The organism is Dyadobacter beijingensis DSM 21582, from assembly GCF_000382205.1.
GTDB lineage: Bacteria > Bacteroidota > Bacteroidia > Cytophagales > Spirosomataceae > Dyadobacter > Dyadobacter beijingensis.
In genome coordinates this window covers 1,076,324-1,097,713 of the sequence record NZ_KB907789.1, presented here as the reverse complement: position 1 = coordinate 1,097,713, position 21,390 = coordinate 1,076,324, and the positions used below count along the sequence as shown (strand labels likewise).

At 52.9% G+C, this 21,390-nt stretch carries 23 protein-coding genes; 13 read left to right on the top strand and 10 right to left on the bottom strand.

What is annotated here, in order from left to right:
* Positions 1–57 precede the first annotated feature (57 nt).
* From H144_RS0123245 to H144_RS0123220, 4 genes are all read right to left on the bottom strand, one after another.
* Complete coding sequence (locus H144_RS0123245) at positions 58–561, bottom strand: methylated-DNA--[protein]-cysteine S-methyltransferase (protein ID WP_019944518.1); 504 nt, start codon at positions 559–561, stop codon at positions 58–60.
* Between the two features lie 423 nt (positions 562–984).
* Positions 985–1,197, bottom strand: a complete 213-nt coding sequence (locus tag H144_RS0123235; protein ID WP_019944516.1) for a hypothetical protein — start codon at positions 1,195–1,197, stop codon at positions 985–987.
* A gap of 200 nt (positions 1,198–1,397) precedes the next feature.
* Complete coding sequence (locus H144_RS0123225) at positions 1,398–1,808, bottom strand: OsmC family protein (protein WP_019944514.1); 411 nt, start codon at positions 1,806–1,808, stop codon at positions 1,398–1,400.
* A gap of 77 nt (positions 1,809–1,885) precedes the next feature.
* Complete coding sequence (locus tag H144_RS0123220) at positions 1,886–2,470, bottom strand: TetR/AcrR family transcriptional regulator (RefSeq protein ID WP_019944513.1); 585 nt, start codon at positions 2,468–2,470, stop codon at positions 1,886–1,888.
* A 242-nt stretch (positions 2,471–2,712) separates the two neighbouring features.
* Here H144_RS0123220 and H144_RS0123215 point away from each other — a divergent pair, with 242 nt between their 5' ends.
* Together H144_RS0123215 and H144_RS0123210 are read left to right on the top strand one after the other, a co-directional pair.
* The gene (locus tag H144_RS0123215) at positions 2,713–3,105 is read left to right on the top strand and encodes a hypothetical protein (protein WP_229207969.1); all 393 of its coding nucleotides are present in this window, start codon (positions 2,713–2,715) and stop codon (positions 3,103–3,105) included.
* A gap of 141 nt (positions 3,106–3,246) precedes the next feature.
* The gene (locus H144_RS0123210; RefSeq protein ID WP_157505048.1) at positions 3,247–3,885 is read left to right on the top strand and encodes an SCO family protein; all 639 of its coding nucleotides are present in this window, start codon (positions 3,247–3,249) and stop codon (positions 3,883–3,885) included.
* 57 nt (positions 3,886–3,942) lie between these two features.
* On the opposite strand, the gene H144_RS0123205 is transcribed toward H144_RS0123210, so the two are convergent.
* Together H144_RS0123205 and H144_RS0123200 are read right to left on the bottom strand one after the other, a co-directional pair.
* Positions 3,943–5,058 (bottom strand): hypothetical protein, encoded by a 1,116-nt coding sequence (locus H144_RS0123205; RefSeq protein WP_026350934.1) that lies wholly within the window; start codon positions 5,056–5,058, stop codon positions 3,943–3,945.
* Between the two features lie 69 nt (positions 5,059–5,127).
* A complete protein-coding gene (locus H144_RS0123200; RefSeq protein ID WP_157505046.1) occupies positions 5,128–5,694 on the bottom strand; it encodes a hypothetical protein in 567 nt (188 codons plus the stop codon).
* 389 nt (positions 5,695–6,083) lie between these two features.
* On the opposite strand from H144_RS0123200, the gene H144_RS0123195 reads away from it, so the two are divergent.
* Positions 6,084–6,983, top strand: coding sequence for a DMT family transporter (locus H144_RS0123195; RefSeq protein ID WP_019944508.1), 900 nt, complete (start codon positions 6,084–6,086; stop codon positions 6,981–6,983).
* Between the two features lie 50 nt (positions 6,984–7,033).
* Here H144_RS0123195 and H144_RS32385 read toward each other — a convergent pair whose 3' ends face one another.
* The 3 genes from H144_RS32385 to H144_RS0123180 form a co-directional block, all read right to left on the bottom strand.
* Positions 7,034–7,972, bottom strand: coding sequence for a glycosyltransferase (locus tag H144_RS32385; protein WP_229207968.1), 939 nt, complete (start codon positions 7,970–7,972; stop codon positions 7,034–7,036).
* Between the two features lie 200 nt (positions 7,973–8,172).
* Entirely contained in the window at positions 8,173–8,586 is a 414-nt protein-coding gene (locus tag H144_RS0123185; RefSeq protein WP_019944506.1) for a response regulator, read from the bottom strand.
* The gene (locus H144_RS0123180) at positions 8,579–10,093 is read right to left on the bottom strand and encodes a sensor histidine kinase (protein ID WP_026350933.1); all 1,515 of its coding nucleotides are present in this window, start codon (positions 10,091–10,093) and stop codon (positions 8,579–8,581) included. The genes H144_RS0123185 and H144_RS0123180 overlap by 8 nt, the downstream gene beginning before the upstream one ends.
* 443 nt (positions 10,094–10,536) lie before the next feature.
* Here H144_RS0123180 and H144_RS0123175 point away from each other — a divergent pair, with 443 nt between their 5' ends.
* The 10 genes from H144_RS0123175 to H144_RS32380 all read left to right on the top strand — a co-directional run bounded on the left by H144_RS0123175 (position 10,537) and on the right by H144_RS32380 (position 19,566).
* The gene (locus H144_RS0123175) at positions 10,537–10,896 is read left to right on the top strand and encodes a DUF4180 domain-containing protein (protein WP_026350932.1); all 360 of its coding nucleotides are present in this window, start codon (positions 10,537–10,539) and stop codon (positions 10,894–10,896) included.
* A gap of 4 nt (positions 10,897–10,900) precedes the next feature.
* On the top strand, positions 10,901–11,464 hold the full coding sequence (locus tag H144_RS0123170) for a Crp/Fnr family transcriptional regulator (RefSeq protein ID WP_019944504.1): 564 nt from the start codon (positions 10,901–10,903) through the stop codon (positions 11,462–11,464).
* 79 nt (positions 11,465–11,543) lie between these two features.
* The gene (locus tag H144_RS0123165; protein WP_019944503.1) at positions 11,544–11,870 is read left to right on the top strand and encodes a DMT family transporter; all 327 of its coding nucleotides are present in this window, start codon (positions 11,544–11,546) and stop codon (positions 11,868–11,870) included.
* 298 nt (positions 11,871–12,168) lie between these two features.
* Positions 12,169–12,639 carry a hypothetical protein gene (locus H144_RS0123160; protein ID WP_033403210.1) on the top strand — a complete coding sequence of 157 codons (471 nt, stop codon included), beginning with the start codon at positions 12,169–12,171 and terminating at the stop codon, positions 12,637–12,639.
* 103 nt (positions 12,640–12,742) lie between these two features.
* Complete coding sequence (locus H144_RS0123155) at positions 12,743–12,961, top strand: hypothetical protein (protein ID WP_157505042.1); 219 nt, start codon at positions 12,743–12,745, stop codon at positions 12,959–12,961.
* Between the two features lie 118 nt (positions 12,962–13,079).
* Positions 13,080–14,285 (top strand): PQQ-dependent sugar dehydrogenase, encoded by a 1,206-nt coding sequence (locus H144_RS0123150; protein ID WP_019944500.1) that lies wholly within the window; start codon positions 13,080–13,082, stop codon positions 14,283–14,285.
* 151 nt (positions 14,286–14,436) lie between these two features.
* A complete protein-coding gene (locus H144_RS0123145) occupies positions 14,437–15,111 on the top strand; it encodes a response regulator transcription factor (protein WP_019944499.1) in 675 nt (224 codons plus the stop codon).
* Entirely contained in the window at positions 15,108–16,379 is a 1,272-nt protein-coding gene (locus tag H144_RS0123140; protein WP_026350931.1) for a sensor histidine kinase, read from the top strand. The genes H144_RS0123145 and H144_RS0123140 overlap by 4 nt, the downstream gene beginning before the upstream one ends.
* A 60-nt stretch (positions 16,380–16,439) precedes the next feature.
* On the top strand, positions 16,440–18,851 hold the full coding sequence (locus H144_RS0123135; protein ID WP_019944497.1) for a TonB-dependent receptor domain-containing protein: 2,412 nt from the start codon (positions 16,440–16,442) through the stop codon (positions 18,849–18,851).
* A gap of 22 nt (positions 18,852–18,873) precedes the next feature.
* A complete protein-coding gene (locus H144_RS32380) occupies positions 18,874–19,566 on the top strand; it encodes a phosphatase PAP2 family protein (RefSeq protein WP_019944496.1) in 693 nt (230 codons plus the stop codon).
* Here the strand turns inward: H144_RS32380 and H144_RS0123125 are convergent.
* Positions 19,541–21,382: an LTA synthase family protein gene (locus tag H144_RS0123125; protein WP_211220705.1), complete on the bottom strand. Its 1,842-nt coding sequence runs from the start codon at positions 21,380–21,382 to the stop codon at positions 19,541–19,543. The two genes, H144_RS32380 and H144_RS0123125, sit on opposite strands and share 26 nt — an antisense overlap.
* Between the last annotated feature and the right edge of the window lie 8 nt (positions 21,383–21,390).

Genomic DNA, 21,390 nt, shown 5'->3' with positions numbered 1-21,390 from the left:
TGGTGCAAAGCTACGCAGAAAATCGCAAAGTTGCACTCAGGTTAACTATGGGTTACATTAATCGAAGATCGAAGTTTGCCGGAAAGGTGCTTCCAGGTCCAGCAGCAAGGCTTTATTAGGCAGTCCGCCGCCAAACCCGACCAGTTTTCCGTTCGAGCCCACTACCCGGTGGCAGGGCGCGATGATGGGGATCGGGTTTCTGTTCGCAGCCCCGCCCACGGCCCGGACTGCGTCCGGATTGCCAATTTGCCGGGCGATGTCGCCATACGACCGCGTCTCGCCGAACGGAATGGTGAGTAATGCCTCCCAGACTTGCTTCTGAAAATCGCTGCCGATAAAATCGAGCGGAAGGGAAAAAGACTTCCGTTTTTTGACAAAATACTCGTCCAGCTGCCTTTCCGCTTCGAGCAATAGCGGGTGGTCTGGCCTTTCTGTGCCCTGCTCCACATCTTCCAGCTCCGGATAATGCCGCGCCCAAAGCACCGCACGAAGCCCTTCATCGCTGGCAATCAGCGTCAGCGTGCCCACCGGTGACGGCATTGTTTTGAAGAAAATATCCATTCCTGCTGCTGGTTATATGGGTGCAACAAAAAACGGGATTAAGTCGGTTCGGTTTTGTAGTCAAATGCTTGCAACTGCTAGTTGCGGTCCTTAAACGGGTGCTTTAAAGCGTTTCTTCAAAGTTGTAATGGCAATCCACAGGACAGCCGCTCCTCCGTAACCCGTGTAAAATTTGTCCATCTCCATAATGGCCCCGGGTTTGCACAAATCGATAAATACGTGCAAAACCAACCGGCATCCGCTGGTAACGGACACAATCTGAAAGCCGGTGCTGATCAAATCCGGAAGATTGGTTTGAATAAACCGATTTTGAAACCAGAACGTCAGTAAATATGCAACACTCCCCAAGCCGGCCAATACAAAGATGATCCTGGGCGCGAGAACATCCCTGATAATCGAATTCAGCACATCCACCAATGCAGCTTAGTTTTTAGCAGTGGCTGTTTTGTTATGCTTGTACTCGGAGCAGAATGCGATAAAAATACCGAACGCCCCGCCAACCAGCGCTCCGGTCAGTTGCGCAATGCTACCGCCGATGACGGCACCGCCGAAAGAAGTAGAAATCACCGCGGGAACGAGAGAACTCCATTGCTCCCCGCTGCATTGCTTTTTGGATGTGACGATAGAAGACTGCATGATAGTGTGGTTTTTGTTTTTAGATATTGTTTGCACGAAACTAACGCTTCTCCAAATAACTGCCAAGAAATCAAACCCCTCAATTTTTGTAAAACTTATTCTAATAGAGGATGTTAAGCGATTATCTAACGGTAGGTAAACACCCAAAAGCCGCAACCGATTCGGACGGTTGCGGCTTCCGGGCTTACGTCTGACACCCGTTATGCCAATGTCGCGGTCAGCACGATTTCGAAGTTGAATGCCTGGCTTACCGGACAGGTTTTTTCGGCTTCTTTGGCGATGATCTGGAACTCTTCGTCGGAAATACCGGGCACTTTCGCTTGCAGCGTCAATTCGGATTTTGTGATTTTTCCGTTGTCCAGCGTTACGACGGATTGGGTTTCGAGCGACGCTACTTTGTAACCGGCCTGCGTCAGGTCCAGGTCGAGTTTCATCGTAAAACAGCCGGCGTGCGCAGCGGCCAGCAGCTCTTCGGGATTGGTGCCGATACCGTCGGCGAAGCGGCTGTTGAATGAATATTGGGTCTTGTTCAGGACGGTGCTGCCGGTAGTGATGTGGCCTGCGCCTGTTTTGATATCACCTTCCCATACGGCTGTTGCTTTGCGTTTCATGATCTTCCAGAATTTAAAATTGAAAAATGGTTTTTAAAAATATACTGTACTATATGGTACAAAATTGGGTAAAAAAATTAGTTTAGAATATTCAGGTTCATGCGGACGAGCTGCGCCAGTTTTTGCTGATCCGGCTCCATCCGGCGGGTTACGTTCAGGCCGTTCCAGAGATTGACCAGATAGGACCCGAGCGCGGCGGCGGGTTCATCGGTTTGCAGTATTCCGAGGTCTTTGCCTTTCTGAATGGCTTCCGTAAAGATCTCTTCCAGCAAATGCAGGTATTTCGCTGCAATGAGTTTCAAGCCTGCGTCATCCGCGGAAACTTGTATCAGTGCATTACCGAAGTAACAGCCTTTGTTACCGATCGGCGATTCGGCACCGGTCAACGAAAAGAAGAAATCGCGGATAAACTGCACCGGATTTTCGCAGGTGGCGAGCGATTCCCGAATGGCCTGGAAGTTCAGTTCAACGACCCGGTCCATGGACTTGCGGAACAGTTCTTCCTTCCCGCCTTTGAATGCAAAATAAAAACTGCCTTTTCCGATTCCCATGGCATTGAGCAGGTCGTCGGCAGTCGCGTTGGCGTATCCTTTCTCCCAAAAGACTTCCACCGCCTTGTCCAGGATCGCTGTTTCGTCATATATTTTTGGTCTGCCTGCCATTGTTTCCTTGTTTGATGTTACAAAGATATAATACTTTACTAAATGGTACAAAATAAAATTTGAAATATTTTTTGAAAAGGAGGAAAGGAGAGAGGCGAGGAAAGGGGAAGGAGCAAGGGTAGGAAGGATAGGAAGGGAAGAAGGGAGGTATGGGTGTGGAGTGTTTTGGGGGTGCTTGGGGTATTTGTTATGTCGGGTTTCGGGCGTTAGCTTTGCGGTGCATTTTTTACCTGCAATTCGCTTTGAAGGCTTTCGGAAAACAATGGATCACGCTGGGCTTTACGCTTCTTATGCTTGTCAAAGCGTGGGTGATTCCGCTGGTATACCTGGATTACGAGTTGCGGAAGGAGTATATTATCGCCAATCTCTGCGTGAACCGCGATAACCCGATCGTCGTCTGCGAGGGGCAATGCTATCTTGCAAAGCGGGTGGTCGACGCCAAAAACCAGGACGAACGCCGGGCTGAGCAAACTTACATGGCCCAGCTGCTTTATCAGGTCATGGATACCCGTAAGCCGTTCGTTTTCACCGTGCCGGAGTATTTCGAAACACCGCCGGCCGTTTCCTACGATTACTTTTCCCCATTTTTTTCGCGCATTTCCGCTACGGATATTTTTCATCCGCCGCTGGTATAAATCTGCACTTTTCTGCCGGTAACCAGCCGGTTCATCATCCCATTATCTTTTCAACGCGACAGTCGCATTGCTCGTAAAGCACGGCTGTTTCGGCATCTGCCTGCGCAATCCCGCATGGATGCCGCTGTATTTATTTTTTCTATGAAATTGCTATTCAAACTATTGCTCATAGCCTCAATGGCCGCAGCTGTGGCCTGCGACAATAAAAGATTGCCTTACATGGGCGAACCTGAAAAGGTGGTTAAAACCGTCGACGGACAGGAGGTGGAGGAACTGGATTACCCGGCGATCCCGCCGTTTGCATTTACCAACCAGGACAACCGCCCGGTGACGGAAGCGGATTTCAAAGGTAAAATCTACGTTGCCGATTTCTTCTTCACGACCTGCCCCACCATTTGCCCGGTCATGAAAAAGAACATGCTCAAAGTGTACGACGAGGTGAAGGATAATCCCGATGTCCGCATTCTTTCCCATACCATAGACCCGGAACACGATACGCCGGCCGTGCTCAAGACGTATTCCAACGACCTGGGCGTGAGCAATGCAACCTGGCAGTTTGTGACCGGCGACCGGGAAAAAATTTACGAAATAGGACAGCAGCATTACCTTATTACCGCCGCCGAAGACGCCAAATCTCCCGGCGGCTTCCTCCACAGCGGGCATTTCGTGCTGCTCGATAAGGACCGGCACATTAGAGGCATGTACGACGGCACCACCGACGAGGGCACCTACGAGCTCATCCGCGACATCCGTACGCTGCTGAAAGAATATGCCCAGTAAAAAAGCCAAACGTGCACTACCTGCGCGTTTGGCTTTTTGATATAATAAAAAATTAACCTAAAACTTGAAAGAAACCCCTGCATTCACCGAGTAATCCGCGAACGCCGCATCGCCGCGCACGAAGGTGCCGGTTTTGTCCGAATACGCCTTGTCGGTTACACTCTGCGTGCGGTTCCTGAAAAATGCAACGGGTACCGTGGCGAAAAAGCTGAATTTCCTGCCCGAATAGGTAAGGCCCGGTTCTACGCTCCACACGAATCCCGGACGGCGAAAGTCGCCGCTGCCGCCGATGAGGTCGTGGACGGGGATACCTTCCAGCCGAGCGCCGGCCGCTACGGCCCAGCCCCTGGCGACCGCATTGAGCGAGTAGCTGAAACCGCCGCGTGCCATAAACTGGTCGGGGACGCTCATGATAGCCTCGTTGGCAAGCCTGGGCGACAGCGTTTCGCGGTAGGTGCGGACGCCGTTCTGCTCGCGCGGGTTGATCAGATAAAAGAAGTTGCCGTATACGCCGAAATTGTGGAAGATGTTATAATAGGTGTTCAACTCCACGGTAACGCCCGTGCCGCCGTCGCCAAGCTGGATCGACTGGTCGACGGTACGCAACTCCTTCGTGCCGTTGGCACCCACATTATACCAGTAGTCCTCATACTTGTAGTCGCCGGTAGGCAGCTTAATGCCCAAGCCGAGCTGGACATTCCCGCGAACGCTCTTTTTAGGATCGAAAAGCCAGTGGTAGGCCGCAATGCGCAGGTCGCCGATGCCGAATGAGTGCATGCTGTGGCGCTCGTTGAACTTGTTGCTGCCATTGATAAGCCCGTGCTCGTACAGGGACGAACGGGCATTGGAAATGATCGGAAGGTCGACCATCAATGACCATCTGTCGTTCAGGACGCGCATGACGTTGATATCGAGCGAAGCCGTGTGGTTAATTACCTCCGTGTGGAGTTCGAGCCTCTCTTTATTTTCGTTAGGCCCGGAAAAGTGTCGGAACGATTTGAAATAGCGCGTACTGGCGCTGACGATCCATTGTTTCTGGTCGCTGCTGTCGGCATGGGCGATCATGCACGCATTGCCAGTGCCGCGAATGGCGACGCAGCCTTGTGAAAATGTACGTTGAGTGGCGCAAAGGCTTATTGCCCCTGCGGCTGCGAGGTATAATAGTTTTTTCATTACTGATCTGGTGAATTTTTCCCGATGTTGAGATGGTAAATCAATAGCGGTCGGGCCGCGGGGGCAGGGCTATCGGATTGAAAACGAGGAGATCAATAATGAATCGGGCGGAGGGGCCTGTACATCCGGGTGGGTTTCCGAAACGGGGTCGTTGTATTGGTCTGTTGCCGATGAATTTGATTCGATCCATTCCATCACAAAAAAGACATGCCTGCCTGGCGAAGACATGAACTCTTTCAGCATGGTTTTGAGCAATTTGGCGTGGTTTTTCGGGGTGGGCCGTTCCAGCTCGTCCTGGACGTGGTTCACCAGTTCCATATACCGGTCGCGGGCATTCTGGTCGTACTCGCAGTACACATACATGGTGTCGTTCACGAGCTGCTGCGTGCGGATCTGGTAGTAGTCGCCCTCATGCTCAATTTTCCCTTCCGAAGGTTCCGGGTGCGACCAGCTGGTCTGGTAAGGCAGGGACACCGGCACTTTCACGACGATATCACGGGAATAGGCGCTGCGTTCGATGTGTTCCGGGCTTGCTGCGGTAGGCACATACCGCTCCTCCAACAAGTAGAGCACCGGATAGCCCATCATGTTGTAAAGCAATAGTCCCAAAAGCAGGAGTGATAAAAATCTGCCCAAATTTCCTTTCGTATTGTTGTAAAATGCGGAGGTAAATAAAGCCAAAAAAATGGTAAGATTATACGATATCATTGATCTGGCGGCATAAAATCAGGCATTCGGTTGTGCTTCCGGGGATATTCCACTATTTTCGTCCGACACTTTCAAATACCATGTCCAAGAATCGTCTTCTTTTCAGCATTTCGCCTCCTCCGGTAGCCTGATCGGCTTAACGACCGGCACCGGGCTTGGTACTTCCTGTTTTTTGGGAGGCAATTTTACTATTACCAGTCACCATTGTTCATGAAGGTTGTTGGGCCAAAACCCTCCGCGGGTTTACGCTTAACCGGTTTGCGCTGTCATGCGGCGCTCCGATATCTGTTTTTTATCCTTTTTGAACAAATATTCCAATGAAGCAAGCTTTCATCAAACTGCACATAGCGATTATTCTGGCCGGTTTTACCGGTATTTTCGGCAAACTGATTACGGTTAACGAAGGCCTCCTGGCCTGGTACCGCATCTGGCTGGCGGGAATCCTGATGCTACTTATCCTGGCAGCCACCAAAAAGCTCGAACGCATTTCATTCGCCGATTTTGGCCGCGCTTCCCTCACCGGGCTGTTCCTCGGGCTGCATTGGATCTTCTTTTACGGGAGTATCAAGTATTCCAACATTTCGGTAGGCGTCGTCTGCTTTTCGCTGACCGGGTTCTTTACGGCCGTTTTCTCGCCGCTGATCAACCCCAAGCGGTTTGTCGCGTCGGAATTACTGCTGAGCCTGCTTACGCTCTCAGGTATCGCATTGATTTTTAGTTTCGACTCCCGGTACCGCGCAGGCATTGCGCTGGGTGTGGTTTCTTCCGCGTTGGGGTCGCTGTACATGATCACGAACGAGCGGCTGGCGCATTCATTTAAAAGCGAAACGGCCACCGTATATTCGATGGTGGGCGGGGCATTGGCGCTGACGCTGTTCATGCCGCTGTATTTTTACTTTTTCCCGGTCATTACATTTGTGCCGTCCTGGTCGGATTTCGGGTACCTGGTGTTGCTGGCGTTTTTCTGCACGGTCGTATTGTATATGCTGCAAACGCAGGCTTTGCTGCGCATTTCGGCATTTACGGTGAACCTCAGTTTAAATCTCGAACCCGTCTACACGATCATTCTCGCCATCGTTATTTACCATGAAAACCAGGAACTGCGCTGGTCGTTCTACCTGGGGCTGGCGCTGATTATCTTGTCGGTGGTGTTTCAAATGCTGCGCGTCGTGCGTGCGCACCGGAATGCCGGGCCTATGGCGGTAGCAGGCCGCTAGCAAACTCATCGGGGCATTACGGTAAGTGGTGCCCCGGTTTTTTGTGTAAATCAATTTTTAGCCTGGGCCAGTATTTTGTCGATCGCGTCCTGCATCAGTCGCATGTTGTCCCCGTAGGCTGCCTGCCCGAAACCCGGGTAACCCAATGCATCGGGAATATCTTTTGCCAAATCCAATGCAGTTTCCCTTCTGCTTAATGCAATCCCCTGCATTTGTAAATGTTGTCCCAGATACTCCTGCTCCGACTGGCCCGGCGTCGGGATCAGCAATGCTTTTTTCCCTAAAAACACCAAATCCATCAGTGTAGAATAGCCGCTCCGGCAAATGACCAGCCCCGCCGCCGATAATGCCGCGGCGAGTTCTTCGGCGTTCGCGTGCGTAGCGTACGTGATGTGCGCTGGAAGGTGCGCCGGTGCCACGCCGGAAGGGTTTCCGGCAATGATATGGAAATGGTAACCTGCTATGCGCGCAGCCTGTCGGAGGACTTTCTCTTCCAAAATCCCCCGCATTGGTTCCGGACCGGAAAGCAGAACGAGAATGCGGTCGGGAAGTATTTGTGCCCTGTTCGCGTATGGTTGTAATTGAGATAGCAACCCTATATAATCCGCATTGTCAGGAATGCGGCGGGGGTGCGATAACCTGCCGGCCAGCCCGTGTTCCGCCTGGTCCACAATCCAGCACGCATCGAATTTTTCCAGAATGCTTTCATGCAGCCGGCGCAGGAGCCCGTCGGCGCCGGTGCCGAAGCCGGTAAGGATATTCAGCTGATGCGTCATGATCACCGATTTCAGCCCATTAATTTTCAGGCCATAACGGTTGTCCGAAATGACCAGGTCGAACCGGTGGATGCCCTGCATTTGGCGCAGCCATTGGCGCTCACGCCGGATCGCGCGCAGGATTTTCGGGATTTGAGAGACGATTTTTGCCGTGAATGTGCCACCGCTTCGGCTATACGCGATCTGATAGCCGGGCAGATCGAGCTGCGGCAAATGCGGAAAATTGTTTTTCAGCAACAGTGCCGTCGGGCCGGAAGCGGCGATCGTGACGTCGCATCCTCTTTCAATGAGATACCGGATGACGGGGATGCAGCGCGTGGCGTGTCCCAGTCCCCAGTCCAGCGGCGCTATCAGGATACGGAAAGGCAGGGCGGATCAATTTTGGTTACAAAACAAAAATAGCGGGTCCACCGCTATTTCGGGCTAACAAATGAGAGCACACGCTCGGTAACAACCCGCAGCGACGGTATTTGTACCGGTTTTTGCAGGTAATCCATCACATGGCCGGAGCCCATTGCACGGTCGTAGTCCTCCAAATCGGACGACGAGCTCATCATACAAATGGAAATGGGGTTGGGCGCACTTGGTTTCAGTTTGCCGTATTCGTGCAGGAACTGCCAGCCGTCGAGGATCGGCATATTAATGTCCAGCAATATCAGTTGAGGTAATTTCAATGCATCTCCCTCGTGGTGGATAAGGTAATCGAGGGCCTCGCGGCCGTTTTCGAAGAAGATAATTTCGCGGGCTATTCGGGCTTTTTCCAGGATTCGTTTGAGCAGGTAAGTGAAGATTTTGTCGTCGTCAACTACGCAAAGGATTTCAAGCATTTTCGTTAAATGTGATTTTAAATGTAATACCCGCGTCGACTTTACTGAATACCTGAATGTTCCCGCCCTGGGCTTCGATCTGATTTTTTATCAAAAATAAGCCAACTCCGTGAGCATCTTCATGTTTATGGAAAGTTTTATATAAACCGAAAACCTTGTCGGCATGCAGCGACAGGTCGATGCCTTTTCCCTGATCGCTGTATTCCAGTACTTTTAGTCCTCTTTCGTTCCTGTAAAACCGCAGGCGGATCATCGGGTGCTGCCCGTCCTTTTTATATTTGATCCCATTCGAAATCAGGTTCATGAGAATGCTTTCGAGGTAAATGTGCGGAAAGAAAATTTGTTTTTCCTCAAAATCAAGGTCTATATGCGCCTGGCTGGTGTGCAGGCTTTCATCCAGCACGTCGAGCACCTGCTCGGTCACTTCGCGCATGTCCAGCATTTCGCCTTCCAGGTGATTATCACGGATTTTGATCACCTGCGAAAGGTCGTCGAGCGTGCCGTTCAGGTGTTTGGCTACCGTTTTGATCTTCTGAAAGAGCTCTTCATTGTCTTTGGAGAGCGTCGATTCGTCCACAAAGTCGGTAAGCAGCGCGATGTTGCTCGAATGGTTCCGCAGGTTATGCGAAAGGATATGTGTGAAGCTTTGCAGCTGGCTATTCTTCTGCGCCATCTGGTCGATTGATTTGACCAGATTGATTTCCAGTGATTTATATCGATCGATGTCCATGATGATACCGCGAATCTTGGTCACCTGGCCTGTCGCATTCAGCAGCGGCGTGGCCGAAAAGCGTACCCATTTGCGGGTTCCCGACGGGGTTACCAGTTGCAGTTCATGGTCCCACGGCCGTCCGAACTGGATCGATTCGCGCAAGGCGGCCCTGATAATCAGCTGGTAGGGCTCGGGGAAAAATTTAAGCAGGTCGTTTTCATCCTGAATATCGGCCTCGTCCGTTTCCAGGATGTTCCGGGACGTGGCCGTCCAGCGGAACTGCCCGGTGGCGGGGTCGTATTCCCAGCCGCCGAGCTTGCCTACGTTACCCGCAGCCGTGAGCAGGAATTCGCTGTCGGCGAGTTTCTCCTCCACGACGGTACGCTCGTCGATCTCCCGTTGCAGATCGGCAACGGATCTGAGCAGCAGTACATTAGGGAATATTTTGAAGAGGTAATACACGGTGGCGAGCGACACCAGCGCCGTGCCGGCCCGGACGAGGGCGCTGAACCGGTAAACAGGTACCCAGAAAATCAGGGCGTCGATCAGATGGGTGGCACCGCAGAACAGGATGAAGGCGCCAAAAAGCCATATCGTCTTGGGAAAGGGAAAATCTTTCCGCCGCATGATAAACCGGACGAGAAATACCGGGATGAGAAAATATGCCGCCCAGATCAGTATATCGGAGACGATGTAGAGCCAGCCGTGAAAGTCGGACCAGTTGCCGCAGTACCAGCGGGGCGGCCATTCCGAAGTACTGAAAATTCCGCCGAAAAATTCCTGTACCTGGTCCATCAATCCGGCCCGACCGGCCCCGGTCGCCGTTGGACTTGTCCGGCAAACGGGAATAGTGTCATTAGGGTTTATGTGGAGGTGCGTGTTTGCGGGGGCCATGAATTAACTATTATCGAGCGCTGTAATTCGAATATTAATGATAAATCCGCTACCAAACAACAGCTATCCCCAATTCAAAACTAGCCTGTTTTGCAACGTAAAAGTTCTAATCTATACCTTTTGTAAAAGTAGTTTTATGGCGAAACGCTGTTATCGTCGAATGGCGATCAGATCGGGTTTGGGAGCGCTTTTCCAGATTGGTGAACCACCCTTTTTGCGTCGAACGGATTAGAATAAATATTTTAAAATGTAGAAAGACTTCAAGCCCGGCTTTCACGGACCTCGGTGCTTTTTCACTATTTTCGCAACGCGCCGGTTCAGGAAAAAAGTATACCGGATATGCCATGAACATTCAAAAGCATTTCATCAACGGGATTGTCATCCCCGAAGTCGTATCGGACCAGATCGTCGTCCGGAGTGCCGGGGAGGGCCTTCAACTGCTCGCCGATCTCTATTATCAGGACTACGATTGCATGATCCTGCATGCGGAAAACATCACGCCGGATTTCTTCGACCTCAAAACGGGCTTAGCGGGCGAGATTCTGCAAAAATTTACCAATTTCAAATTCCGGCTGGCGATCGTCGGCGATTTTGAGCGCTACGAAAGCAAAAGCCTGCGCGACTTCATTTTTGAAAGCAATAAGGGCAGGCAGGTGAATTTCCTGCCGTCGGTGGAGCAGGCGGTAGCCAAATTATCCAACTGAGGCGATGGAAATAGACGACATTCTCGAGCGGTTCTACCCATTGCCTACCCATTCGCGTAATGCATTGAAAGCGCATATTTCGGAAGTGAGTTATGGGAAAGGCCACGCGCTGCTGCGTGCCGGACGGGTAGAAAAGAGCCTTTATTTCGTGAAAAGCGGCATGGTACGCGCTTATTCGGACCCGGAGGGCGGCGATGTGACCTTCTGGTTCGGGAAGGAGGGCGATGTGGTCCTCTCCATGAAAAGTTATGTGGCAGGGCAGGAAGGGTATGAGCATGTGGAAACGCTGGAACCCTGCGATTTATACCAAATGCAAACCCGGCATCTCGACGCGCTTTTTGTGACGGATATTCACGTGGCCAACTGGGGCCGCAAGCTCATAGAAAAGGAACTGATACGCACCGAGGAACGGCTTATTTCCATGCAGTTTAAGAATGCCCAGCAGCGCTACCTCGACCTCATGACGCAAACACCCGACCTGCTGCAGCGGGTGCCGCTTTGCCATATTGCTTCCTACCTGGGCATCACGCAGGTCAGCCTGAGCCGTATTCGCGCTGAAATCCGCTGACGCATTCCTTTTTTAACATTTGTAAAATTTTTTCCGCCCCCGGTTCAGGAGCTTTGTATCAAATAAAAATACGAAGTATATGAACTGGATTATTCTGATTGTCGCCGGCCTGTTCGAGGTCGGATTTGCATCGTGCCTGGGAAAAGTACGCGAGACTTCCGGTACTGAAATGTACTGGTGGTTCGCAGGATTCATCGTTTCGCTGACGGTAAGTATGGCGTTGCTGCTCAAAGCCACGCAAACGCTGCCGATCGGCACGGCCTATGCGGTGTGGACGGGTATTGGCGCAGTGGGTACTGCGCTGGTGGGTATCTGGGTGTTCAAAGATCCGGTCAGTTTCTGGCGGGTATTTTTTATTACGACGCTCATACTTTCCATTGCCGGATTAAAGGCCGTTTCGCATTGACGGTCGGTACGACCGTCGTGCCATTGGGGACTGTGTATTTTTGGCGGCAATGCTGGTGTGGAAGCGCTGTCGGCAATCCACAATTTTACCGTTAGCACCGAAACTAATTCCGGCAGCAAGCCCAACTAAGTGTTTGGTTTTGAATGGCCGTTCCGGCATTTTGTCGCCGTCGCCGTGTAGTACCTTTCGGGTGATGTTGCCATTGCGGCGTCTGGGTATGCTTTTTACGGAGAGGAGCGCATTCCAACGGCAGCAAAAGTGGCCTTGGAAGCGACAGGCGCTATCAAAAACGAGGATTATGAGTGATGCAAGGAACATTGTAAGGTGTGTGGCCAGGATTTGGCGGATGTACAAAAGGCAGGAATCGCTGTTCCGTTCGGCGATGGGCCTCGACACATCGAGTAAGTTGCGGCGCATTTGCAGCAACGGCTACATGATGGCGCTGCTGTTTAAAAAGGATGTGGGGAACATGTATGAATCCATTAAAAGCAATCTCGACGACGGCGAGCTTTCAAGCATTGTCCGCAGCGCCGATGATTTCGACGGCGAATCGATCGACCAGCACGCATTGTTGTCCGAAATTGCATTGCATCAGCAAACGATCCTGGAAGAATACCGCGCCCTGCTGACCCAGCTCGACCAGGATAGCGACGCCGCCCGCGCCTGTTCCGAGCACATGGATAAGCTCGCGTTCCTCGAAAGTTCGCTCACACGCGAGGTAAGCGGTATGCGCGACGGGCGCCATGAAGGGCTGTCGATTGTGGCGTAGTAACGAATCGCCGCATTCATCCGTGATAATCTCCACTCATTGGTTACCGCTTGGATATTTCCAGTAGACGAGGTATGTTGGGGAACACTAAATGGATCCCGCCATGCCCACTTTCGCTTACAACGACTCGCAGCCTACCACCATTAACCTGGATAATGTCGATAGCATTGTCAAAGACGACACGGACGGTTATCAGATTGTCTTTCAACGTGCCGCCCACGAAGGGCTCGTGGTGACCGGCCGCTGGCGGTTTCCCACCCCGAAGGAACGCGACCGGGCCTTCAAATCCATCGTGATGAATTACGGATTGAATCACGGTTAGGATATTTGCAAATTGTGAGTGCATTGATACCATTGTTTTTGGTGATTTACGCCGCTGCAAACCTTATATTTGGACTCGGGATGGAAAACTCACACCTGAATCCAAAAAAATCCAAACAATGAAAAACGCAATCAATGTCTTTCTAGCCGCGGCGGCTGTGATCGCTGCCCCGATCTGTTCGGTGGCGCAGTCAGGTACGGCATCTGTCGAAACTAAAAAGCCCAATTCCGAGTACAAATCGGCCTTCCCGGGCCAGACGCGCATCGGCGCAGTGACTTCCAAAACCGCCTACGAAGGCAAGGTGATCACTTCTTCCCTGGAAAGACCCTGGGGAATCGCATCGCTGCCCGACGGTCGGTTTCTCGTGACCGAAAAAGGCGGTACGATGCGCATCGTGTCCACCACCGGTACGGTCGGCAAGGCGATTGATGGTGTACCCAAGGTAAATAGCGATGGCCAGGGCGGTCTGCTTGGCATTACACTCGACCCTAATTTTGCCAAAAACAGAATGGTATACTGGGCATTCTCCGAACCGCTGGCTGATGGCAATGTGACATCGGTAGCGAAAGGAAAGCTCTCCGCCGACGAATCCAAGCTCGAAAACGTGACGGTAATTTACCAGGCTTTGCCTGCATACAAGGGTAACCTGCATTACGGCGGCCGCGTGAAATTCGCGAAGGATGGTAACCTGTTTGTATCAACCGGCGAGCGTTCCGACCTTGTGACGCGCCCGCAGGCACAGGATATTAATTCAGGCCTGGGCAAGGTGATCCGCATTACCACGGACGGCAAGCCGGCGGCAGGTAACCCGTTCATCGGCAAGGCGAATGCTCGTCCGGAGCTGTACTCGTACGGCCACCGCAACGTCCAGGGGCTGGCAGTGAACCCTGCGACGGGCGATCTGTGGGAGACGGAGTTCGGTCCGAGAGGCGGCGACGAAGTGAACCGCGTTTTGCCGGGTAAAAATTACGGCTGGCCTACGATCACTTACGGCATCGAGTACAGCGGCAAGCAGATCGGCGACGTAATCCAGCAAAAAGAAGGCATGGAGCAGCCGGTATATTACTGGGACCCTGTGATTTCGCCAAGCGGTATCACATTCTACGATGGAAAACTGATCCCGGAATGGAAGAACAACCTGTTCATTTCCTCGCTGAGCGGCATGCACATTTGTCGCCTGGTGATCCAGAACAACAAGGTAACGGGCGAAGAGAGATTGCTTTCGTCTGAAAACCAGCGCTTCCGCGACATTACCGAAGGCAACGACGGCGCATTGTACGCCGTAACCGACCAGGGACGTCTGTACCGCATCGGTAAAAAATAGCAACCAGCCCATTTCAGGCTGACAGGGCGGTGGCAACCCCGCAGGCAAACCATTTTATCTTCCGGAGTTCGGGCAGGTAAAATGGTTTTGTTGTTTTGAAATGGCGTAGCGCCTTCAAAAATAATTCAGAATTGTTGGGTTAAATTGGGGCATGAAGATCCTCATTATCGAAGATGAACCCGAGCTGGCGGCGGATATCGCGACTTATCTGTTGTCGCAGGGCTACCTGTGTGAGCACGCCGGCACCTGGATGCAGGCACGCGAGAAGGTAGAACTGTACCGTTACGACTGCATTCTCCTGGACCTCATGCTGCCGGGCGGCGACGGGATGGACATCCTCGATATGCTCAAAGACCAGGGCCAGCAGGACGGCGTGATCATCATTTCTGCCAAAGACGATTACGACCACAAGATCCGCGGCCTGCGCGCCGGGGCCGACGACTACCTCGCCAAGCCGTTCCATCTTCCCGAACTGGCGGCACGCATTTACTCCGTTATCAGGCGGAGAAATTTTGCGAACCAGAACAGTATCATCCAAAACGAGCTGAAAGTGGATCTCGATGCCCGCGTCGTGACCGTCAACGGTACATTGGTGGCGCTTACCCGCAAGGAGCTAGACCTGCTGCTGTACTTCATCGGAAACCGGAACCGCGTAATCGCCAAGAGCGCATTGGCAGAGCATTTGTCGGGGGATATTGCAGATATGTTCGATAATCACGACTTTGTGTATGCCCATGTCAAAAATCTGAAAAAGAAGCTGAGCGACGCGGGTTACGGTAATTATCTCAAAACGATCTACGCGACGGGCTACAAATGGGAAGGATGAAAAAACTGCTCGATCAAAGCCTTCGTCCACTGGTCATTTACGCCATGGTGGTGCTGGCGGTGAGCATTCCCGTGTATTTCCTCATTATCGACTGGATTTGGGAAAACGAGCTGGACAAGCACCATTATGCCATTCGTGAAAAGCTCGAAAAGCGCCTTACCAGCCTGAACCTGCCCGACGCGGAGGTAGGCGAGATGATCGGTGTGCTCGACAAGGTCCAGCCGGGATTTTCATTCAGCGAAGCCGTATCGCCACGCCCGGACAGCGCCTACACGCTCATTCGGTTCGATACATTCATGAATGACCGGGAGCAGTTCCGGTGCCTGCTCACCGACATTCGTGTCAATGGAAAGCTTTTCCGGGTGCTCGTCGAAACCAATATGGAGGAGATCGACGAGACGATCCTGGCCATTGCAGCAGTGACCGTTTTCTTTTTCGTGCTGCTGCTCGCAGGCTTCATATACCTGAACCGGAAAACCGCATTGCGGATCTGGCGGCCGTTTTACGATACGCTCGCCGGCCTGCATACGTTCCGGCTCGAAAAAGGCATTCCGCCCCCATTGCCGGAGTCGGACGTGACCGAATTTGCCGATCTGAACCGCAGCCTGGCCGTGCTTATGGATGAAAGCCTGGCTTCGTACCGGCAGCAGAAGGAATTTACGGAAAATGCTTCCCACGAGCTGCAAACGCCGCTGGCCATCGTGAAATCGAAACTGGACCTGCTGCTGCAAAGCCGCTCGCTGGACAAGCCGCAAATGCAGCTACTCGAAGAGGCGTACCAGGCCATTAACCGCGTCACGAGGATCAACAAGAACCTGCTGCTGCTGGCCAGGATAGAGCATGCGCAGTTTGACGAGCAAGCGGACATTGCTGTTCCGGGAATCCTGACCGAGCTCGCCGCCCAGTTTTCCGACCGTTTCGAAAACAGCAGCATTACCTACACCGAAGATGCGCAGGAACTGGTTTTGGCGGCCAATCCCGTACTCCTTGAAATTCTGGTGACCAACCTGCTCGTGAATGCCGTGCGCTACACGCCCGCGGGCGGACATGTGCAGGCATATGTAGGGAAGCGTGAGCTGTCGGTTTTCAATACCGGCACAATGCCCCTTCAAGAGGCCAGCCTGTTCCGGCGTTTCACCAATGTTTCTTCCGAACATGCGGGCAGCGGCTTGGGACTGGCTATTGCCCGCGAAATATGCGAACGATACGGCTGGCGGATCAGCTACCGTTTCGAGGGCGGCCTCCATCATTTTACGGTTCATTTCTGAATTCGAAATTTCTTCCAAATCCCTCCTGTATTTCGCCATCGGATCAATCAACGAATCTGAATGGCATTCAATAAATCACTCGTCCTGGCGGCCCTCGTGTGCGCGCTGCACGGCGCAGTGCACGCGCAGGTGAGCAAGGTCACATTGGCAGGGCAGGTAACGGCCCGGTCGGGTAAGGAAATACTTCCGTTTGTCAATGTAATTTTAAAGACAGAAAACGACAGCGCGTTCGTAACCGGTACGATTACCGGAGCCGACGGCCGCTTCATCTTTCCCGACGTCACCCCCGGCCAATACCGGTTTGAATGCGTGTTCCTCGGTTTTAAAAACCTCCGCATGCCCGTAACGGTCGGCACATTGAGTGCCTTTCTGGACCTGGGCGTACTGGAAATGCAGGAAGACGCCCGGGTGCTGCAAGAAGTAGTCGTCACCGAAGCGCGGGCCGATGGTGTCGATGCCCGCCTCGATCGTAAGGTGTTCGATATCAGCAGGAACGTGAGCCAGAGTGGAGGGTCGGTGTTGCAGGCGCTCAAAAATCTTCCGGGCGTCACCGCAGGCGAGGACGGGAGGGTAATGCTGCGCGGGAGCGATAAGGTGGCCGTGCTGGTGGATGGCCGCCAGACCGCGCTGACCGGCTTCGGCAGCCAGACGAGCCTCGACAACATTCCCGCTTCGGCGATCGAGCGCATCGAGATCATCAATAACCCCTCGGCCCGCTACGATGCCAATGGTAATGCAGGTATTATCAATATTATTTATAAAAAAGATAAGCAGGAGGGTTTCAACGGCAAGTTCGGCATGGCGGCCGGGCTGGGTGCATTGTGGGTGCGCAAACAAAACCTGCCGGATATTCGCCCGCAATACCGCAATACCCTTAAACTGAACCCCTCGCTGGCGCTTAACTACAAGAAGCGGAAGGTGAACCTGTTTTTTCAGGGCGACTACCTCCATACGCCCACGCTCAACAAAAACGAATTTACCAACCGCTATTACGATACGGGCGACACCGTACGGCAACAGGTGAAGCGTAACCGCAGCACCAATGTGGTGACAGCCAAAACGGGTGTGGACTGGAACTGGGACGACCGCAATGCATTGTCGGTATCGGCGCTTTTCAGCAGCGAGAAGATCCTCGACCGTGGCGACGAGCCGTTTTACAATGCGACCCTGACGCGCCGGAGCCGTTTATGGCAGTTTCTGGAAGATGAGTTGAAGACGACCGTCACCGCCGCGGCTTCGTACCAGCACAAATACGCACAGCCGGGACACCTGCTGAATGTCGGTCTTAACCACACTTTTCACCGGGAAAACGAGCAGTACTTTTTTACCAATATCATGCCCGATTTTACGGGAAAGGATGCATTCAAGCTGCTCTCCGACGAGAATGTATTCGACCTCACGGCGGATTACCTCCGGCCGCTGCGGTACGGGCGTTTCGAAGGGGGATTCAAACTCCGCCGGCGCTTCATACCCACCCATATGCAGTTTTTCCCGGGCCTGAACTCACCGATCGACAGCCTCGCCGGCGGATGGGCCGATTACAAGGAAACGATTCCTGCATTGTACGGCAATTATGTATTTGAAAACCGGAAATTCGAACTCGAAGCCGGGCTCCGTGTGGAGTATATCGACCTGCGTTATACCGTAAACCCGACGCATCCGACCTATCACAGCGATGGTTATTCGTATGCGAAGCCGTTTCCCAACGTACGTCTTGCCTACAAATTCGATGATCGGAACAAGCTTTCCATTTTCTACAACCGCCGCGTAGACCGGCCCAACGAGGTGGATATCCGCATTTTTCCAAAATATGACGACGCGGAGATTATCAAAATAGGAAACCCGGCGTTGAAACCGCAGTTCACGAGTTCCTGGGAAGCCGGATATAAAACCAGCTGGGCCGGTGGCTCATTGTACGCGGCACTTTATCACAAGCAGATTAATGGAACCATTACCCGGATCGGTACTGTGGTGCCTGGTAGTACATTGATTTACAATATATTTCAAAATGCAGGCAGGAGCGACAATACGGGTGGTGAGCTCGTATGGCAACAGGACCTGGCGCCCTGGTTTGCGCTGAATTTGAACGCAAACCTTTACCGAAACAGCATCGAAGCATTCACAGTCGAGAACCTGTATCCGGTTCGGTCGGTATACTCCGCGGGCAAGCAAAGCCTTATTTCAGGTAGTGCCAAGGCCAATGCGGTGTTGAAAGGGAAAAAGTCCGAATTGCAGGTGGCCGTCATTTATCAGGCGCCCGACGTCGTACCGCAGGGCCGGACAGGGTATCGGTTCACGGTGGATGCGGGCGCCAAACGGCTGCTGCGTAAAGGCGAACTCTTCGTCAACGCCACCGATCTGTTTGGTACCCTGGTAGTCCGAAAGACGGTTTACGGCGACGGTTTTCGCTACACGAGCCGCGATTACTACGAAACCCAGCTCGTCAGGGCCGGTTACAGTTTTAAATTTTAACCCATTACCAATTCCTCTGATCATGCGTACCACGTTCATTCTGCTTTTGATTTCAACCTGGGCGGCAGCTTCGCCCGCGGTACCGGACGACAGCCTGACTGCCCGCAAGCCTGTTACCCTGCATGCATTTTACCCGCCGGCATCGCTTATTATCGGCGGACTGCTCGCCAACGGGCATTCGGAAGAATCGATCAAAAATGAGCTGGCGGAAAGCCGCAACCACCTCATTCCCCGTTTCCGCACCCATATCGACGATTACATGCAATTTTCACCGATCGTGATCGCTTACGGGCTCGACGCCTTTGGCATACACTCCAAAACCGACGTGCTGAACCGGACGGTGATCCTCATCAAGGGCGAAGCAATGGCCCTCACCACCGCGACCCTGCTGAAATCGGCCACCCACACGCTCCGCCCCGACGGCAGTTCGTACAACTCCTTCCCGTCGGGCCATACCACGCAGGCATTCGCAGCGGCTACGTTTCTCAATGAAGAGTACAAAGACCGATACCCGTGGATGCCCTACGCCTCGTACACCGTGGCGTCGTCCGTAGGACTGTTAAGGGTGGCTAACAACCGGCACTATATCAGCGACGTGCTGGTGGGAGCTGGAATCGGGTATCTGTCCATGAAGGTCGCGTACTGGACGCACCGCTACAAATGGGGCATGGCACGAAAGGCCCATTCCGCTATTTCCCCATCAGTCCCTTTCTGAACTGAAAGCTGGCGCATTGGTACCAGGCCGTGGCTTCGTCCGTCATACGCCTGTCGGGCACGACTTCGCGGGCGGCACCGGTGGTAAAATCGGGGATATAAGTAGCGGCGAATTTCTGGGGTTTCAAAATGACGAGCGAATCGTGATGTATGAAGCCCAGGCTTTGGTAGGTGCTGATAAATGCGCGCTCGCGGCCCGGTTCAAGCCGGAAAATGTCGTAACCGAAAAATTTGCTCCGGTAAGAGAAGTGCAGCAGGCCGAGAATTGTCGGTCCGAGATCGATCTGGCTCATCAGACGTGGCATGATGCCGGGTTTGATAAAGCCGGGGGCGTATATCAGCAAGGGAATCTTATAGCGGTTAACGGGCAGATCGGTTTTCCCCGCGCTGGATGCGCAGTGGTCGGCCACGATCACGAACAGGGTATTCTTGAACCACGGCTTTCGGCTGGCATCCCGGATGAACCGGCCGATAGCGAAATCGGTATATTTTACGGCACCTTCCCGACTGGTATGCGATGGAATATCGATCCTGCCTTCGGGATAGGTGTAGGGACGGTGGTTGGAAGTTGTCATGATGTGCGCGAACACCGGCTTTCCGGCGCTGGTACCTTTCTCGATTTCCCGCGCAGCGAGACTGAACAGGTTTTCGTCAGCCACTCCCCAGATATTTTCATAGTCGATTTCTTTTTTGGAAAGCACCGTGCGATCCACGACGCGGTAGTCATTGTGCCCGAAGAAATAGCCCATATTATCGAAATAGCCATATCCTCCGTAAATGAAGCTCGATTCGTAGCCTTTTTCTTTGAACACGTGGCCCAGGGAGAAGAGGTCTTCGTTGTGCGGCCTGCGCACGATTGACTGACCCGGCGTCGGCGGCGTGCCGATGGATAGTGCCTCCAACCCACGAACCGTGCGGGTGCCTGTGGCATAGAGATTGGTAAAAAGAAGGCTCTTGCGGGCCAACGAATCCAGGTAGGGCGTGATACCCTGCTCGTTACCGAAGCTCCCCAGGAAATCGGCGCTGAGGCTTTCTACGCTGATCAGCACAACATTTTTGTGCAGTTCCGGGGCCGGATTGACGATGTCCCGCTGAATGCTGAAAGGGTTGTTGTCGGTAAAATGGCTTTCCGGGGTGCTTATGAGCGCGCGGATGTCCCGAAATGCCTGCCGGTTATCCAGCGTGCGATAAAACTGGTTGTAATCCAGTTCGTTGTTACGGTAGGCGGCAAATAGCTCGTACATGCCGTTGCCGGCGAGTTCATTGGCGTAGTTGTTGTCGCTGAACTGCCTGAACTGATTACCCACCCACATAAATGCGGCGAGAAGCACTGCCAGGTAGCCGGTCATCCATAGCGAACGCTGCCCGAACCCCGCACCGGGAACGTCTTGCCGGGCCAGTATCCGCCGCTGCTCCCAGGTAAGAAGGGCCGCGAGCAACAACAGGACCAGCACAATCACCTCCACCGGATAGGATTGGCGGATATTGCCCAATACCTCCTGCGTATACACGAGGTAGTCGACCGCGATGAAATTGAACCTTGATCCGAATTCGTCCCAGAAAATCCATTCCGAGACTGCATTAAGTAAGATCAGGAAAGTCTGGATGAAGATAAGGCTGGTTACAAACCAGCGGAAACCGTTCCGTCGGGCCAGTTTGCGCGGGGTCAGCCAGCCGATCAGCATCAAAGGGAATATGAAATACAGGGCGTTGACCAGGTCATAAAAAAATCCGATCGCAAATGCACCGGGAACAGCGAGCGGTCCGGTATCGAGGTTACCTGCGACTTTGGCTGCCAATGCGGCCCGGGTGATCATTGAAACGA

Excerpts from the sequence above, each read along its gene's own strand:
- H144_RS0123245 (WP_019944518.1), bottom strand. The coding sequence starts at position 561 with ATGGATATTTTCTTCAAAACAATGCCGTCACCGGTGGGCACGCTGACG.
- H144_RS0123235 (WP_019944516.1), bottom strand. The coding sequence starts at position 1,197 with ATGCAGTCTTCTATCGTCACATCCAAAAAGCAATGCAGCGGGGAGCAA.
- H144_RS0123225 (WP_019944514.1), bottom strand. The coding sequence starts at position 1,808 with ATGAAACGCAAAGCAACAGCCGTATGGGAAGGTGATATCAAAACAGGC.
- H144_RS0123220 (WP_019944513.1), bottom strand. The coding sequence starts at position 2,470 with ATGGCAGGCAGACCAAAAATATATGACGAAACAGCGATCCTGGACAAG.
- H144_RS0123210 (WP_157505048.1), top strand. The coding sequence starts at position 3,247 with ATGAAATTGCTATTCAAACTATTGCTCATAGCCTCAATGGCCGCAGCT.
- H144_RS0123205 (WP_026350934.1), bottom strand. The coding sequence starts at position 5,058 with ATGAAAAAACTATTATACCTCGCAGCCGCAGGGGCAATAAGCCTTTGC.
- H144_RS0123195 (WP_019944508.1), top strand. The coding sequence starts at position 6,084 with ATGAAGCAAGCTTTCATCAAACTGCACATAGCGATTATTCTGGCCGGT.
- H144_RS0123185 (WP_019944506.1), bottom strand. The coding sequence starts at position 8,586 with ATGCTTGAAATCCTTTGCGTAGTTGACGACGACAAAATCTTCACTTAC.
- H144_RS0123180 (WP_026350933.1), bottom strand. The coding sequence starts at position 10,093 with ATGGACCAGGTACAGGAATTTTTCGGCGGAATTTTCAGTACTTCGGAA.
- H144_RS0123175 (WP_026350932.1), top strand. The coding sequence starts at position 10,537 with ATGAACATTCAAAAGCATTTCATCAACGGGATTGTCATCCCCGAAGTC.
- H144_RS0123170 (WP_019944504.1), top strand. The coding sequence starts at position 10,901 with ATGGAAATAGACGACATTCTCGAGCGGTTCTACCCATTGCCTACCCAT.
- H144_RS0123165 (WP_019944503.1), top strand. The coding sequence starts at position 11,544 with ATGAACTGGATTATTCTGATTGTCGCCGGCCTGTTCGAGGTCGGATTT.
- H144_RS0123160 (WP_033403210.1), top strand. The coding sequence starts at position 12,169 with ATGAGTGATGCAAGGAACATTGTAAGGTGTGTGGCCAGGATTTGGCGG.
- H144_RS0123155 (WP_157505042.1), top strand. The coding sequence starts at position 12,743 with ATGCCCACTTTCGCTTACAACGACTCGCAGCCTACCACCATTAACCTG.
- H144_RS0123150 (WP_019944500.1), top strand. The coding sequence starts at position 13,080 with ATGAAAAACGCAATCAATGTCTTTCTAGCCGCGGCGGCTGTGATCGCT.
- H144_RS0123145 (WP_019944499.1), top strand. The coding sequence starts at position 14,437 with ATGAAGATCCTCATTATCGAAGATGAACCCGAGCTGGCGGCGGATATC.
- H144_RS0123140 (WP_026350931.1), top strand. The coding sequence starts at position 15,108 with ATGAAAAAACTGCTCGATCAAAGCCTTCGTCCACTGGTCATTTACGCC.
- H144_RS0123135 (WP_019944497.1), top strand. The coding sequence starts at position 16,440 with ATGGCATTCAATAAATCACTCGTCCTGGCGGCCCTCGTGTGCGCGCTG.
- H144_RS32380 (WP_019944496.1), top strand. The coding sequence starts at position 18,874 with ATGCGTACCACGTTCATTCTGCTTTTGATTTCAACCTGGGCGGCAGCT.
- H144_RS0123125 (WP_211220705.1), bottom strand. The coding sequence starts at position 21,382 with ATGATCACCCGGGCCGCATTGGCAGCCAAAGTCGCAGGTAACCTCGAT.